We start from the raw sequence: 14,513 nt of genomic DNA, 5'->3' as shown, positions 1-14,513 counted from the left end.
TTACATGGCACTTAGTGCATTCATGAATCGTAATTTTTCTTTCTGTTGATGTGATACTTGAATACCTGCAACATCAGCTAATTTTGTTAACTGGCTGCACAGAAGTTCTAATGGTCGCTGACTACTCACCGTCAGGCTTAAATTAATATTGTTGCTCTCAGTGACATTCATATTCATCGAGCATATATGAAAACCACGATGACGAATAACTCTCAGGATACGTTCTAAGATCTCTGGACAAAAACGGGCTTCAATTGTGATATTGTGTTGGTTCATTTTGATTTCTCCATCATCTCATCATTACTTGCGCCCGGCGGGACTAAAGGCCAGACATTTTCAGCGTCATCGATAGATACCTGTAATAAGTAAGGACCATCGCTCTCTAATAAACATTTTATTGCATCAGCAACTTGTGCTTTTTCTGTAATACGTTGCCCCGGAATATCAAAAGCGTTTGCCAAGGCAACAAAGTCTGGGTTATCGGTTAAAATTGTTTCGCTATAACGTTGTTCAAAAAACAGCTCTTGCCATTGACGGACCATACCAAGACGTTGGTTATCTAATAACACCAATTTGATCGGTAATTGCTTACGCTTAATGGTGCCCAACTCCTGCACATTCATCATAAAAGAGCCATCACCTGATACGCAGATAACACATGCATCAGGCCTAGCAATTTGAGCGCCCACAGCCGCAGGGATACCAAACCCCATCGTGCCTAAACCACTTGAGGTGATAAAGTTTTCAGGTGCATCAAATGTCATATGTTGTGCAGACCACATTTGATGTTGGCCAACATCTGTTGTCACAATCGTATTTTCAGGTTTTGCATCTGATAATTGTTTTAATAATAACGGTGCATAAATTGCAGAGCCTGGATGATCATAGCGCCATGCATATTCTGCTTTTAATTCTTGTACTTCTTGTTGCCAAGCAGCGATAGATAATGGCTGAGTTAAAGCAGGCAATAACACTTTTGCATCACCTAATAACGCAACATGTGCCTGTTTCAATTTATTTAATTCTGCATGGTCGATATCGATATGAATAACCTTGGCATTAGGTGCAAAAGTGTTTAATCGCCCAGTAACGCGATCGTCAAAACGCGCACCAACCGCGATTAATAAATCACTACGCTGAACGGCATAATTTGCCGCTTTAGTGCCATGCATACCTAACATACCTAAATAATTAGCATCTAATGCATCAGCACAACCTAACCCTTTTAAAGTGGACACAACGGGCATTTCTGTTTGCTTCACAAATTCTCTTAACGTTTCCACCGCATTACTCATGGCAACACCACCACCTACATACAAAATCGGTTTTTGTGCCTGCGCTAACATCTGCTTAGCTTGAGCCAGCTCTTGTGTTGGATAAGGAAATTCTTGCTCTTCTGGTAATTCATAACTTGATAAATGGGAAGCATCGGCCAATTGAACATCTTTAGGAATATCAATTAAAACAGGTCCAGGGCGACCTTGAGATGCAATAGAAAATGCCTCTGATAACACTCTTGGTAATTCATCAACGGTCGAAACTAAAAAACTGTGTTTTGTACACGCTAATGAAAGCCCTAAAACATCAATTTCTTGGAATGCATCAGTACCAATTAAATTAGAAGCAACTTGCCCAGTGATAGCAACAACAGGCACAGAATCTAACAATGCATCAGCAAGGCCAGTGATAACATTAGTAGCGCCTGGGCCTGATGTCGCGATACAAATACCTGTCGTACCTGTAGAGCGAGCAAAACCAATAGCAGCAATTGCAGCACCTTGTTCATGGCGACATAAAACATGTTCAACACCGCCATCATAAAGGGCATCGTAGACAGGCATGATTGCACCGCCAGGATAACCAAAGACTGTTTCGACTTGATGTTTTCGTAATGCCTGTACTAACCACTGTGCTCCATTCATCCTTTCACCCTGCCATCTTAACTTCTTGTTTAATTTGAATTTAATTTGAATTTATTTTCTATTTAATCTCTTTTTCAAACTCAGGCTCAAAAAAAACCCCCGCGCCTTTCGGTGCGGGGGTTTTTAAGAGATCCGGCTAGTTTAGTTAGCCTTTCTTCGTCCTAGTGCAGCCCCGCACGGTGGGTTAATAATCACCACCACGCTGACAATAATTAGGCTAATCACTAGGACGATAGTATTCATAGTTTTATAACTTCTTTTCTTATTTAAAATGTATGTTTGTAATGTTGTGTTGTGTTTTCTTTCACTCTGTCCTTTTAGAGTTATCATGATATTTTAGAATTGACAACGTTTATTTTAAAAATAATTATAACATAATGAATTTTATATACTTTTTTATATCGCAAACTCTTACCAGAGCATTCATCTATAAAATATTTATTTTTTAGTTATTAATACTAAGAAGGAACGCGTTATTTTGTTTTTTCTACTATTACAATTTACTATTCCAAGTTAAGAATCAATGATATTTTTTATTATATTTATATTAATTTACTAAATTAATAGATAAATTTATTAATCATTATATTTCAATGCATTAGATTATTTTCGAGATATCTCGCATTTATTTAATTCTTCATTTAACAAAAAAGAAAAAACAATTTAAAAAGAAAAAAATAATGGAGAATAAAAAATGGCATTAGCAATAATATATACGCGTGCCTCTTTAGGAATATCAGCTCCGCTTATTACTATCGAGGCTCATATTAGTCAGGGATTACCCGGATTAACATTAGTTGGATTACCTGAAACTGTCGTAAAAGAAGCAAAAGATAGAGTAAGAAGTGCATTAATTAATAGCGGATATACTTATCCTGCAAAAAGAATAACGATTAATCTTTCACCCGCTGATTTACCCAAAGAAGGTGCGCGTTATGATTTACCTATTGCACTGGCAATACTCATTGCCTCAGAACAATTAATATCAAATAAATTAGAGCGTTATGAGTTTATTGGAGAGCTTGCACTTTCTGGAAAATTACACCGCGTTAATGCAGTTATTCCATCAATTCTTAGTGCATCAAAAGATCATCGAATAAGTATTGTATCAACAGAACATCAAACTGAAGTTTCATTATTACCTAATAAGTCGGCTTTATTAGCCTCTCATCTTTTAGAGATTTGCCATCATCTAGAAAATAATACACCATTAATTGAAACAGAAAATTTTATTATTAATGATGAAATTGAAAATCAAAATAATAAAGATATGAGCGATATAATTGGTCAAAATAATGCAAAAAGGGCAGCAGAAATCACAGCAGCAGGAAATCACAACATTTTATTTCTTGGACCACCTGGAACAGGCAAAACAATGTTAGCACAAAGGATAAGTACGCTTCTTCCACCTTTAACTGCTAAAGAAGCACTTGATGTATTAATCATTAGTAGCTTAAGAGGAGTGACATTTAATGAAAGAAAGTGGCCTACAAGACCATTTAGAGCGCCTCACCATACTTCCTCTGCTGTTGCTTTAACAGGAGGAGGCTCTCTTCCTAAACCGGGAGAAATTACATTAGCACATCACGGTATTTTATTTTTAGATGAACTACCTGAATTCGAGCGCCGTGTACTCGATGCATTGCGTGAACCTCTAGATGCTAGAGAAATTACTATTTCACGCGCAAAAGCCAAAATAAGCTACCCTGCTAATGTATTATTGGTCGGTGCATTAAATCCAAGCCCTACAGGACATTATCAAGGTAGTCACAATCGAGTACCAATAAAGCAAATCCTGCGCTATTTAAGCAAGGTTTCTGGACCTTTTTTAGATAGGTTTGATTTATCTGTCGAAATGCCACTTCTTCCTCAAGGCGCACTTATTCATCCTACATTTACCACAGAAACGAGTACGACAATTAGAGAGCGTGTTCTAAAGGCAAGAGAAAGACAATTTGCACGATGTGGAAAAGTGAATACTTATTTAACCGGAAAAGAGATTGAATGTTATTGCTCATTGAATACCAGTGATGCAACTTTTCTTGAAGATACGCTTAATAAATTAGGATTATCGATACGGGCTTGGCATAAAATTTTAAGAGTATCGAGGACTATTGCAGATCTTGCAAATGAAGAGAAAATACAGAGAAATCATTTAATTGAAGCACTAAGCTTTCGTGCAATGGATAGATTAATGATCTATTTACAAAAGCAACTAGATGGATAAATAAAAAGGAGCGAAAAAACGCTCCTTTTAACTAAAACTAATGATATTAGTCATCAGAGTCGGTATAGTCATCAGATGGATCGAGCTGCGGCTTTCCACCCGATAATGTATGAAAACGTTTTGGACGACTTATACGACTTGTATACTTCTTCCAAATTTTTTCTTCGACCGTTGCTGCTTCTCGTTCGCCACGACACATGGCAACAAATAATTTTTCCGCTTCAGTTGTAGGCTCTCGTTTGCCTAAATCAAGCTCATTAAAGGCTTGACCATGACGTTCCAATATCTGGGATTCCTTGATAGTGAAATCGCCATGACGAGAAAAACCACGCGGATAATGTTTATTGTCAAAAAAACGATTAGTCGTGATAAAACTTTCTGCCATCTGACACACTCCTAATTCTCTATCGTCATACTTATGGCGCGGAGTATTAGATAGTCATGCGGTTCTGTAAAACAAAATATTTAAATCGTAACGACAAATTTTTTTGGAGATAGATGTGGATACCGAATTACTGAAAACCTTTTTGGAAGTCAGTAAGACTAGACACTTTGGACGAGCCGCTGAATCTCTTTATTTAACGCAGTCTGCGGTTAGTTTTAGAATACGACAATTGGAAACACAATTAGGCACAAATCTATTTACTCGCCATCGTAATAATATTCGTCTAACTGTCGCGGGTGAAAGACTGATCCCCTATGCTGAATCGTTAATGAATACATGGCTTCTCGCTAAAAAAGAGATTAGCCATGCTTCTCAACATTCGGAGCTATCAATTGGAGCCACAGCATCGCTCTGGGAAGCATATCTAACATCTTGGTTACAGGAATCTTATCTAGAAAGAAAAGAGCTTAAAATCGAATCTAGAGTCTCTACAAGGCAATCTCTTGTAAAACAACTTCATGCAAGAGAGCTAGATCTTCTTTTTACGACTGAAGCACCAAAGATGGATGAATTAGAAAGTAAAATTATTGGCGATATTACTTTTCAGTTGATGAAAATTGCATCAAATAAAACCGAAGAAATAGCACAATTTATCAAAATTGAATGGAGCGCTGATTTTCAGCCTTTTCTTCCTAGTGGTGCCGTGCAGAAAATTGATCCTATTTTAACCACTAACTCCGCAATGATTGCTTATCAGTTAATGAAAACAACGCAAGCAGTTGCATTTCTACCTACACATTGGCTAGATCTCTATTCAGATTTAGCTCCTGCCTCAACAGAAATTATTCAAAAACCTTTATTTGCAGTTTGGCTAAATACGAGTGATCAACAAGTATTAATACAACAGCTATTAAAACAGCCGATAAATCATCAATAAAGCTTAAATCCACACCATAGTTATTCATGATATTAACAAATTACTCTTGGGTTTAAGCTTTATCGCTAGAATTTTTATTACATATAACGGGAAATATTACTGATAGATATTAGTAAAAGAAGCACATTGGCAGGTTAGTCGATGGGAATTTAGCGCAGTAAATATTGAGAATATATAGATAACAAAAAGCCCAGTTAATTAACTGGGCTACAAAGAAGTATAAATTTTGTTATTACTTAATTGGTAACTGGCAGGGGCGGAGAGGCTCGAACTCCCAACACCCGGTTTTGGAGACCGGTGCTCTACCAATTGAACTACGCCCCTAAATAGTTGGCGGAACGGACGGGACTCGAACCCGCGACCCCCTGCGTGACAGGCAGGTATTCTAACCAACTGAACTACCGCTCCGCGTATTCTTTGCGCGATTAATGTTATTTAACACTAACGCTTTAATTGATGCCTGGCAGTTCCCTACTCTCACATGGGGAGACCCCACACTACCATCGGCGCTACAACGTTTCACTTCTGAGTTCGGCATGGATTCAGGTGGGTCCGCTGCGCTATGGCCGCCAAGCAAATTCGGTTTTATTACCCGTTACTGTCGTTTCTTCCTCAGTAACCAGCAATATGCAATCTTAAACAAGCCTACTTCATCTACTCTTCGTCTCTCAGACAAAACACCTTCGGTGTTGTCAGGTTAAGCCTCACGGTTCATTAGTACTGGTTAGCTCAACGTATCGCTACGCTTACACACCCAGCCTATCAACGTCTTAGTCTTAAACGTTCCTTTAGGTCACTCAAGGTGACAGGGAAGACTCATCTCGAGGCAAGTTTCCCGCTTAGATGCTTTCAGCGGTTATCTCTTCCGCACTTAGCTACCGGGCAATGCCATTGGCATGACAACCCGAACACCAGTGGTGCGTTCACTCCGGTCCTCTCGTACTAGGAGCAACCCCTCTCAATCTTCCAACGCCCACGGCAGATAGGGACCGAACTGTCTCACGACGTTCTAAACCCAGCTCGCGTACCACTTTAAATGGCGAACAGCCATACCCTTGGGACCTACTTCAGCCCCAGGATGTGATGAGCCGACATCGAGGTGCCAAACACCGCCGTCGATATGAACTCTTGGGCGGTATCAGCCTGTTATCCCCGGAGTACCTTTTATCCGTTGAGCGATGGCCCTTCCATTCAGAACCACCGGATCACTAAGACCTACTTTCGTACCTGCTCGAGCCGTCACTCTCACAGTCAAGCTGGCTTATGCCTTTGCACTAACCGCATGATGTCCGACCATGCTTAGCCAACCTTCGTGCTCCTCCGTTACTCTTTAGGAGGAGACCGCCCCAGTCAAACTACCCACCAGACACGGTCCCCGATCCAGATTATGGACCTAGGTTAGAACATCAAACGTTAAAGGGTGGTATTTCAAGGTTGACTCCATGCAGACTGGCGTCCACACTTCAAAGTCTCCCACCTATCCTACACATCAAGGCTCAATGTTCAGTGTCAAGCTATAGTAAAGGTTCACGGGGTCTTTCCGTCTTGCCGCGGGTACACTGCATCTTCACAGCGAGTTCAATTTCACTGAGTCTCGGGTGGAGACAGCCTGGCCATCATTACGCCATTCGTGCAGGTCGGAACTTACCCGACAAGGAATTTCGCTACCTTAGGACCGTTATAGTTACGGCCGCCGTTTACTGGGGCTTCGATCAAGAGCTTCTCCCTAAGGATAACCCCATCAATTAACCTTCCAGCACCGGGCAGGCGTCACACCGTATACGTCCACTTTCGTGTTTGCACAGTGCTGTGTTTTTAATAAACAGTTGCAGCCAGCTGGTATCTTCGACTGGCTTCGGCTCTGTCCGCGAGGGACTTCACTTACCGCCAGCGTGCCTTCTCCCGAAGTTACGGCACCATTTTGCCTAGTTCCTTCACCCGAGTTCTCTCAAGCGCCTGAGTATTCTCTACCTGACCACCTGTGTCGGTTTGGGGTACGATTGTTGGTAACCTGAAGCTTAGAGGCTTTTCCTGGAAGCAGGGCATCAATTGCTTCACCACCTTAGTGGCTCGTCATCACACCTCAGCATTAAGTGACCGGATTTGCCTAATCACTCTGCCTACATGCTTGAACCGGGACGACCGTCGCCCGGACAACCTAGCCTTCTCCGTTCCCCCATCGCAGTTACCACCAGTACGGGAATATTAACCCGTTTCCCATCGACTACGCTTTTCAGCCTCGCCTTAGGGGTCGACTCACCCTGCCCCGATTAACGTTGGACAGGAACCCTTGGTCTTCCGGCGTGCGGGTTTTTCACCCGCATTATCGTTACTTATGTCAGCATTCGCACTTCTGATACCTCCAGCATACCTCACAGTACACCTTCGCAGGCTTACAGAACGCTCCCCTACCCAACAACACATAGTGTCGCTGCCGCAGCTTCGGTGCATGGTTTAGCCCCGTTACATCTTCCGCGCGGGCCGACTCGACCAGTGAGCTATTACGCTTTCTTTAAATGATGGCTGCTTCTAAGCCAACATCCTGGCTGTCTGAGCCTTCCCACTTCGTTTCCCACTTAACCATGACTTTGGGACCTTAGCTGGCGGTCTGGGTTGTTTCCCTCTTCACGACGGACGTTAGCACCCGCCGTGTGTCTCCCGTGATAACATTCTTCGGTATTCGCAGTTTGCATCGAGTTGGTAAGTCGGGATGACCCCCTAGTCGAAACAGTGCTCTACCCCCGAAGATGAGTTCACGAGGCGCTACCTAAATAGCTTTCGGGGAGAACCAGCTATCTCCCGGTTTGATTGGCCTTTCACCCCCATCCACAAGTCATCCGCTAATTTTTCAACATTAGTCGGTTCGGTCCTCCAGTTAGTGTTACCCAACCTTCAACCTGCCCATGGATAGATCACCGGGTTTCGGGTCTATACCCTGCAACTCATTCGCCCAGTTAAGACTCGGTTTCCCTACGGCTCCCCTATACGGTTAACCTTGCTACAGAATATAAGTCGCTGACCCATTATACAAAAGGTACGCAGTCACCTCACGAAGAGGCTCCTACTGCTTGTACGTACACGGTTTCAGGTTCTTTTTCACTCCCCTCGCCGGGGTTCTTTTCGCCTTTCCCTCACGGTACTGGTTCACTATCGGTCAATCAGGAGTATTTAGCCTTGGAGGATGGTCCCCCCATATTCAGACAGGATAACACGTGTCCCGCCCTACTCGTCGAGTTCACAATAACAGCATCTTCAGATACGGGGCTATCACCCTTTACTGCCGGACTTTCCAGACCGTTCTCCTGATGCTGCTGTTGATTAAGACTCTGGGCTGTTCCCCGTTCGCTCGCCGCTACTAGGGGAATCTCGGTTGATTTCTTTTCCTCGGGGTACTGAGATGTTTCAGTTCTCCCGGTTCGCTTCATTAACCTATGTATTCAGTTAATGATAATATCCATTGGATATTGGGTTTCCCCATTCGGAAATCGTCGGGTATAACGGTTCATATCACCTTACCGACGCTTATCGCAGATTAGCACGTCCTTCATCGCCTCTGATTGCCTAGGCATCCACCGTGTACGCTTATTCGCTTAACCTCACAACCCGAAGGTGTCTTTTTCGATGACTCTCTTGGTGGTGATGGCTGCGCAGATTACATTTCATCGTTGGGCAGTGCTCGCAATGCTCACATACTTTAGTATGCTGCGCTTGCTGTGCGCTGGCCGCCTCGAACTGTAAATTGCTCGCTCATCCCACTTTGATGTCAAAAACACATTCAAAGCTTGAGATTTTGAGAGACTCATCAATATACCTCGGTGATATATTGATTTGTTTTCAATTTTTCAGCTTGTTCCAGATTGTTAAAGAGCATAATAGGTAAAATAACTCATGCGAATTATCTTAACTATTCTCTGATTCTTATCAGACTATAGTGTGGTACGCCTTTCACTCATACCGCGCAATTGGCGTCCCCTAGGGGATTCGAACCCCTGTTACCGCCGTGAAAGGGCGGTGTCCTAGGCCTCTAGACGAAGGGGACTTCAGTCAGCTTCGCAGACGCGCTTTTGCTCGTTCTTCATCAGACAATCTGTGTGAGCACTGCACATAACACGTATCTCTTAGGTAAGGAGGTGATCCAACCGCAGGTTCCCCTACGGTTACCTTGTTACGACTTCACCCCAGTCATGAATCACAAAGTGGTAAGCGCCCTCCCGAAGGTTAAGCTACCTACTTCTTTTGCAACCCACTCCCATGGTGTGACGGGCGGTGTGTACAAGGCCCGGGAACGTATTCACCGTAGCATTCTGATCTACGATTACTAGCGATTCCGACTTCATGGAGTCGAGTTGCAGACTCCAATCCGGACTACGACAGACTTTATGAGTTCCGCTTGCTCTCGCGAGGTCGCTTCTCTTTGTATCTGCCATTGTAGCACGTGTGTAGCCCTACTCGTAAGGGCCATGATGACTTGACGTCATCCCCACCTTCCTCCGGTTTATCACCGGCAGTCTCCTTTGAGTTCCCACCATTACGTGCTGGCAACAAAGGATAAGGGTTGCGCTCGTTGCGGGACTTAACCCAACATTTCACAACACGAGCTGACGACAGCCATGCAGCACCTGTCTCAGAGTTCCCGAAGGCACTCCTCTATCTCTAAAGGATTCTCTGGATGTCAAGAGTAGGTAAGGTTCTTCGCGTTGCATCGAATTAAACCACATGCTCCACCGCTTGTGCGGGCCCCCGTCAATTCATTTGAGTTTTAACCTTGCGGCCGTACTCCCCAGGCGGTCGATTTAACGCGTTAGCTCCAGAAGCCACGGTTCAAGACCACAACCTCTAAATCGACATCGTTTACAGCGTGGACTACCAGGGTATCTAATCCTGTTTGCTCCCCACGCTTTCGCACCTGAGCGTCAGTCTTTGTCCAGGGGGCCGCCTTCGCCACCGGTATTCCTCCACATCTCTACGCATTTCACCGCTACACGTGGAATTCTACCCCCCTCTACAAGACTCTAGCCAACCAGTTTCAGATGCAATTCCCAAGTTAAGCTCGGGGCTTTCACATCTGACTTAATTGACCGCCTGCGTGCGCTTTACGCCCAGTAATTCCGATTAACGCTTGCACCCTCCGTATTACCGCGGCTGCTGGCACGGAGTTAGCCGGTGCTTCTTCTGCGGGTAACGTCAATTGATAAAGGTATTAACTTTATCACCTTCCTCCCCGCTGAAAGTACTTTACAACCCTAAGGCCTTCTTCATACACGCGGCATGGCTGCATCAGGCTTGCGCCCATTGTGCAATATTCCCCACTGCTGCCTCCCGTAGGAGTCTGGGCCGTGTCTCAGTCCCAGTGTGGCTGATCATCCTCTCAGACCAGCTAGAGATCGTCGCCTAGGTGAGCCATTACCTCACCTACTAGCTAATCCCATATGGGTTCATCCGATAGCGCAAGGTCCGAAGAGCCCCTGCTTTGGTCCGTAGACGTCATGCGGTATTAGCTACCGTTTCCAGTAGTTATCCCCCTCTATCGGGCAGATCCCCATACATTACTCACCCGTCCGCCGCTCGTCAGCAAGAAAGCAAGCTTTCCCCTGTTACCGCTCGACTTGCATGTGTTAGGCCTGCCGCCAGCGTTCAATCTGAGCCATGATCAAACTCTTCAATTAAAAGTGTTTGATGCTCAAAGAAATCGAAAACTTAGCTATTCATAAATGAATTTACTTTTGTTGTTCACTCTTCAAGACTTGATACATCTAATATTTTAGAAGATATCGTCTCTGCGAGTGCCCACACAGATTGTCTGATAATTTGTTAAAGAGCAGTGCAACATTCGCTGCCGTTTCCGGCCTTCTGCGTTGTTGCGAGGAGGCGTATATTACATTATCCCTCTGAAGAGTCAAGAGTTTTTTCAAACTTTTTTCTTTTCTCTTCACCGTCCTGCGTGGCTTGTTGTTTGCTCATCGCCGGTCAGTGGATGCGCATTATAGGGAGATCTCGGATTAGCGCAAGTGTTTATTTCAATTTTTTTTCTGTTCGTTCTCTTTTTGAACTTTACGTCTATTTTTGATACGAAAAACACTTCTTGCGTACAAAAAATATACGCTTTATCTTGTTATTGTCTATTCGGTATATTCTATCAATCACACTCTATTGCTCTACTTTCTCTTTTATTATCGATTTTTATAGTAATGCATCATAAAAATCATTGATCTCGCCAGCCCCCACCATCCACTGCTATGCTTTTCTTATTATAAAGTGAAACTAAGTACGAGGTTAAATTATGGGGAAATCAACAATCAGGAATTATTTACACCTTTCACCTTCTATTGATAAAGATGTTTTTATTGATGAAACAGCAACTGTGATTGGAGATGTACGCATTAGCGAAGATGTCAGTATTTGGCCTATGGTTGTTATTCGTGGTGATGTGAATTACGTAAGTATTGGGAAAAGATCAAATATTCAAGATGGTTCGGTTCTTCATGTCACTCACATCTCATCCAATGATCCTGAAGGTTTTCCTCTTATTATTGGTGATAACGTTACTGTGGGGCACAAAGCAATGCTACACGGGTGCACAATCGGAAATCGTGTTTTAGTAGGAATGGGTTCTATTTTACTTGATGGTGCAATTATTGAAGACGATGTAATGATTGGTGCAGGTAGTTTAGTTCCACCCGGAAAGCGACTTGAAAGCGGTTTTCTTTACTTAGGAAGTCCAGTGAAAAAGGTTCGCCCACTTTCACCCGCAGAAATAGAGCACTTTATCTATTCTGCGAATAATTATGTTGGGTGGAAAAATAACTATCTAGCCACTTATCAATCTGCCATTGATAAAGAATAGATCGGATGAAGAGTTGATAACTCATGCTCTGTTACCAACTCTTCAAATTCTTCTTCAATGTCCCAGCGATTTTGTTTAAATAATAAAATCCCCTCACCATTACCAAAACGCTCTATAAGCTCTTGCTCTGTAATTTGACAATCAAAAAGCATTCCGTTGATCATTATAGGAAAAAGAACTTTTCTACTCTCAGCTAGCCATATTTCACGATCTGGAAATTGAATGGATTGGTTCATTTATTCAATCTTTCTCTTAATACATTAAGGACGGGATTAATATCTGGTACAAGTTCATACCACAATTCAAATGCATAAGCCGCTTGCCCTACTAACATACCTAATCCATCTGATAAACGCGTACTTCCATGTTTCAACGCGTTATATAGAAATGAAGTCATTCCAGTTTGATAATAAAGGTCATAGCACGCTGTTTCAAAGCCATAAACATCATTAGGGATCGGTGGTAAATCATTAGTCATACTAGATGCAGATGCATTTATAATTAAATCGTAATGTTTATCAGCAACATCTTCAGCAGCTATTGCTCTGATCGTTCCAAATTCACTAAACTCTTTTACTAATTGCTCGGCTTTAGCAAATGTGCGATTGGTTAAAGTAATATCACAATCATAATCAAGTAGTGGAAGTAGTATTCCTCTTGTTGCGCCACCAGCACCAATCACTAAGACGGATTTAACCTTATTAGGAACGATAAAATCGAGCCTCGCTAAATCTAGAATAAGTCCTTGTCCATCAGTGTTATCACCAAGAAGTGATCCATCGTCTAATTTAACAATAGAGTTAACTGCGCCACATGCTTTTGCTCTATCTGTTAATTTATCCACAAAGCGGAATGCATCTTCTTTAAAAGGAACAGTAACATTAGCACCTCGCCCCCCATTAGAAAAAAAATGTGAAGCGGTTTTATTAAATTCACCTAAAGGAACAAGTAAGCGTCCATAGCCATACTCTATTCCTGTTTGTTTTGAAAAAAATTGGTGAATGAAAGGAGACTGACTATGCTCGATAGGGTTTCCCATCACTAAATATTTTTCCATCACAATCACCCTTGTCGGTACAATTCACCTGTTAATGCATCTCGAATTTCAGAAGGATTCTGTCTACCACCAACATTTCCTTCAACGATAGGAATTGTATCCTCAAATTGTTCTCTTACTTCTTCAACTGTACGACATGGTGGTAATCCACTTAAGTTAGCACTCGTTGACACTAAAGGTTTTCCATAAGCTAAACATAGCTCTTTAACAACTGGATGATCTGTTACTCTTACGGCTAAAGATGCAAATTTTCCAGTTAACCATTTTGGCGTCGTTGATTTAGCAGGAATAACCCATGTAATGGGTCCCGGCCAAGATGCAAACATTCTGTCTCGTTGAGTTTGTGTCAATGCACTATCATCAATATAAGGTTTCAATTGCTCATAATTATCAGCAATTAAAATTAGCCCTTTATCAATTGAACGTTGTTTTAACATTAATAGCGCCATAACAGCATGCTCGCTATCAGGATCACAACCGACCCCAAATACAGCTTCTGTTGGATATGCGATAACTTTATTATTTTTTAATGCTTCTATAATAGTATTGCTTACAGGTGATGCTTCATTATTCATGTTCTTCTCTTTTTGTTTGTTGCTTTCCACATAATTTGCTGGCGCACACCAATCTTACTCCTTGAGAAGACCTTTTTTCCATCAATAATGGATAGTGACAATGTTCGCATTCACCATTAACAGGTTTGTTATTTAATACAAATTGGCATTCTGGATATTGGTTGCAAGCATAAAATATCTTACCAAACCGAGACTTACGCTGTAATAATTTCCCTTTTTTACATTGAGGACAAGGTATAACGGTTTCATCAGGTTTATCAATTTGCTCTATATGTTCACACTCAGGATAATTGCTACAACCAATAAACATCCCAAATTTACCCTGACGTAAAACTAAATCAGCACCACAGCACTTACAAGGTTGTCCTTCTAACACTTTAATAATTTGCCCATCACCTTGTGGTTTCAGTGTTTTAATATAGTGGCAATCAGGATAATTAGAGCATCCTAAAAAAGGACCATGCCCTCCATTTTTCATCACTAATGCACTACCACATTCAGGACATTTTCCCTGTTCAGGTTGCTGTGTAAACGGCATATTCTTTGCCATTGTTTTACCTCATTAC

11 protein-coding genes, 3 tRNA genes and 3 rRNA genes are annotated in these 14,513 nt (G+C 42.2%); 3 read left to right on the top strand and 14 right to left on the bottom strand.

Annotated features, from left to right (window positions below; genetic code table 11):
* The 3 genes from ilvM to ilvL form a co-directional block, all read right to left on the bottom strand.
* Positions 1-276: an acetolactate synthase 2 small subunit gene (gene ilvM / locus BTA34_RS17750; RefSeq protein ID WP_151436641.1), complete on the bottom strand. Its 276-nt coding sequence runs from the start codon at positions 274-276 to the stop codon at positions 1-3.
* Positions 273-1,922, bottom strand: a complete 1,650-nt coding sequence (gene ilvG / locus BTA34_RS17745) for an acetolactate synthase 2 catalytic subunit (protein ID WP_151436640.1) — start codon at positions 1,920-1,922, stop codon at positions 273-275. The genes ilvM and ilvG overlap by 4 nt, the downstream gene beginning before the upstream one ends.
* 141 nt (positions 1,923-2,063) lie before the next feature.
* Positions 2,064-2,165 (bottom strand): ilv operon leader peptide, encoded by a 102-nt coding sequence (gene ilvL / locus BTA34_RS17740; RefSeq protein WP_071788577.1) that lies wholly within the window; start codon positions 2,163-2,165, stop codon positions 2,064-2,066.
* Between the two features lie 451 nt (positions 2,166-2,616).
* Between ilvL and BTA34_RS17735 the strand changes: the two genes are divergently transcribed.
* Positions 2,617-4,149: a YifB family Mg chelatase-like AAA ATPase gene (locus tag BTA34_RS17735; RefSeq protein ID WP_151436639.1), complete on the top strand. Its 1,533-nt coding sequence runs from the start codon at positions 2,617-2,619 to the stop codon at positions 4,147-4,149.
* 46 nt (positions 4,150-4,195) lie between these two features.
* On the opposite strand, the gene BTA34_RS17730 is transcribed toward BTA34_RS17735, so the two are convergent.
* The gene (locus BTA34_RS17730; protein WP_036939631.1) at positions 4,196-4,534 is read right to left on the bottom strand and encodes a DUF413 domain-containing protein; all 339 of its coding nucleotides are present in this window, start codon (positions 4,532-4,534) and stop codon (positions 4,196-4,198) included.
* Positions 4,535-4,649: 115 nt separating this feature from the next.
* On the opposite strand from BTA34_RS17730, the gene hdfR reads away from it, so the two are divergent.
* Positions 4,650-5,471, top strand: a complete 822-nt coding sequence (hdfR, locus tag BTA34_RS17725; RefSeq protein WP_151436638.1) for an HTH-type transcriptional regulator HdfR — start codon at positions 4,650-4,652, stop codon at positions 5,469-5,471.
* Positions 5,472-5,719: 248 nt separating this feature from the next.
* Here hdfR and BTA34_RS17720 read toward each other — a convergent pair.
* The 6 genes from BTA34_RS17720 to BTA34_RS17695 all read right to left on the bottom strand — a co-directional run bounded on the left by BTA34_RS17720 (position 5,720) and on the right by BTA34_RS17695 (position 11,137).
* A tRNA-Trp gene (locus BTA34_RS17720) sits at positions 5,720-5,795 on the bottom strand.
* Positions 5,796-5,802: 7 nt separating this feature from the next.
* Positions 5,803-5,879, bottom strand: a tRNA-Asp gene (locus tag BTA34_RS17715).
* 50 nt (positions 5,880-5,929) lie between these two features.
* Positions 5,930-6,045, bottom strand: a 5S ribosomal RNA gene (rrf, locus tag BTA34_RS17710).
* 119 nt (positions 6,046-6,164) lie between these two features.
* Positions 6,165-9,067, bottom strand: a 23S ribosomal RNA gene (locus BTA34_RS17705).
* Positions 9,068-9,434: 367 nt separating this feature from the next.
* Positions 9,435-9,510: transfer RNA gene (locus tag BTA34_RS17700), tRNA-Glu, on the bottom strand.
* A gap of 84 nt (positions 9,511-9,594) precedes the next feature.
* Positions 9,595-11,137, bottom strand: a 16S ribosomal RNA gene (locus BTA34_RS17695).
* Together the 16S, 23S and 5S rRNA genes with 3 tRNA genes alongside form the textbook arrangement of a ribosomal RNA operon.
* A gap of 614 nt (positions 11,138-11,751) precedes the next feature.
* Between BTA34_RS17695 and BTA34_RS17690 the strand changes: the two genes are divergently transcribed.
* Positions 11,752-12,315, top strand: coding sequence for a gamma carbonic anhydrase family protein (locus BTA34_RS17690; RefSeq protein ID WP_151436637.1), 564 nt, complete (start codon positions 11,752-11,754; stop codon positions 12,313-12,315).
* On the opposite strand, the gene BTA34_RS17685 is transcribed toward BTA34_RS17690, so the two are convergent.
* Genes BTA34_RS17685 through BTA34_RS17670 form a run of 4 tightly spaced genes read right to left on the bottom strand, consistent with a single transcriptional unit; the run spans position 12,291 to position 14,497 of the window.
* Complete coding sequence (locus BTA34_RS17685; protein ID WP_151436636.1) at positions 12,291-12,551, bottom strand: DUF1488 family protein; 261 nt, start codon at positions 12,549-12,551, stop codon at positions 12,291-12,293. The genes BTA34_RS17690 and BTA34_RS17685 overlap by 25 nt on opposite strands.
* The gene (gene aroE, locus BTA34_RS17680) at positions 12,548-13,372 is read right to left on the bottom strand and encodes a shikimate dehydrogenase (protein ID WP_151436635.1); all 825 of its coding nucleotides are present in this window, start codon (positions 13,370-13,372) and stop codon (positions 12,548-12,550) included. The genes BTA34_RS17685 and aroE overlap by 4 nt, the downstream gene beginning before the upstream one ends.
* A 5-nt stretch (positions 13,373-13,377) precedes the next feature.
* Entirely contained in the window at positions 13,378-13,947 is a 570-nt protein-coding gene (tsaC, locus tag BTA34_RS17675; protein WP_151436634.1) for an L-threonylcarbamoyladenylate synthase type 1 TsaC, read from the bottom strand.
* A complete protein-coding gene (locus BTA34_RS17670; RefSeq protein WP_151436633.1) occupies positions 13,940-14,497 on the bottom strand; it encodes a topoisomerase DNA-binding C4 zinc finger domain-containing protein in 558 nt (185 codons plus the stop codon). Before BTA34_RS17670 ends, tsaC begins: the two co-directional genes overlap by 8 nt.
* Positions 14,498-14,513: the final 16 nt, after the last annotated feature.

Origin of the sequence: Proteus sp. CD3 (assembly GCF_008808075.1) — a bacterium.
Lineage (GTDB): Bacteria > Pseudomonadota > Gammaproteobacteria > Enterobacterales > Enterobacteriaceae > Proteus > Proteus appendicitidis.
The sequence above is the reverse complement of the archived record's forward strand: the minus strand, read 5'-3'. Positions and strand labels throughout refer to the sequence as shown.

Bases quoted from the DNA above. Each gene is read 5' to 3' on its own strand.
- BTA34_RS17690 (WP_151436637.1), top strand. From the start codon at position 11,752: ATGGGGAAATCAACAATCAGGAATTATTTACACCTTTCACCTTCTATT.
- BTA34_RS17685 (WP_151436636.1), bottom strand. From the start codon at position 12,551: ATGAACCAATCCATTCAATTTCCAGATCGTGAAATATGGCTAGCTGAG.
- BTA34_RS17730 (WP_036939631.1), bottom strand. From the start codon at position 4,534: ATGGCAGAAAGTTTTATCACGACTAATCGTTTTTTTGACAATAAACAT.
- BTA34_RS17735 (WP_151436639.1), top strand. From the start codon at position 2,617: ATGGCATTAGCAATAATATATACGCGTGCCTCTTTAGGAATATCAGCT.
- ilvG (WP_151436640.1), bottom strand. From the start codon at position 1,922: ATGAATGGAGCACAGTGGTTAGTACAGGCATTACGAAAACATCAAGTC.
- BTA34_RS17670 (WP_151436633.1), bottom strand. From the start codon at position 14,497: ATGGCAAAGAATATGCCGTTTACACAGCAACCTGAACAGGGAAAATGT.
- tsaC (WP_151436634.1), bottom strand. From the start codon at position 13,947: ATGAATAATGAAGCATCACCTGTAAGCAATACTATTATAGAAGCATTA.
- aroE (WP_151436635.1), bottom strand. From the start codon at position 13,372: ATGGAAAAATATTTAGTGATGGGAAACCCTATCGAGCATAGTCAGTCT.
- ilvM (WP_151436641.1), bottom strand. From the start codon at position 276: ATGAACCAACACAATATCACAATTGAAGCCCGTTTTTGTCCAGAGATC.
- ilvL (WP_071788577.1), bottom strand. From the start codon at position 2,165: ATGAATACTATCGTCCTAGTGATTAGCCTAATTATTGTCAGCGTGGTG.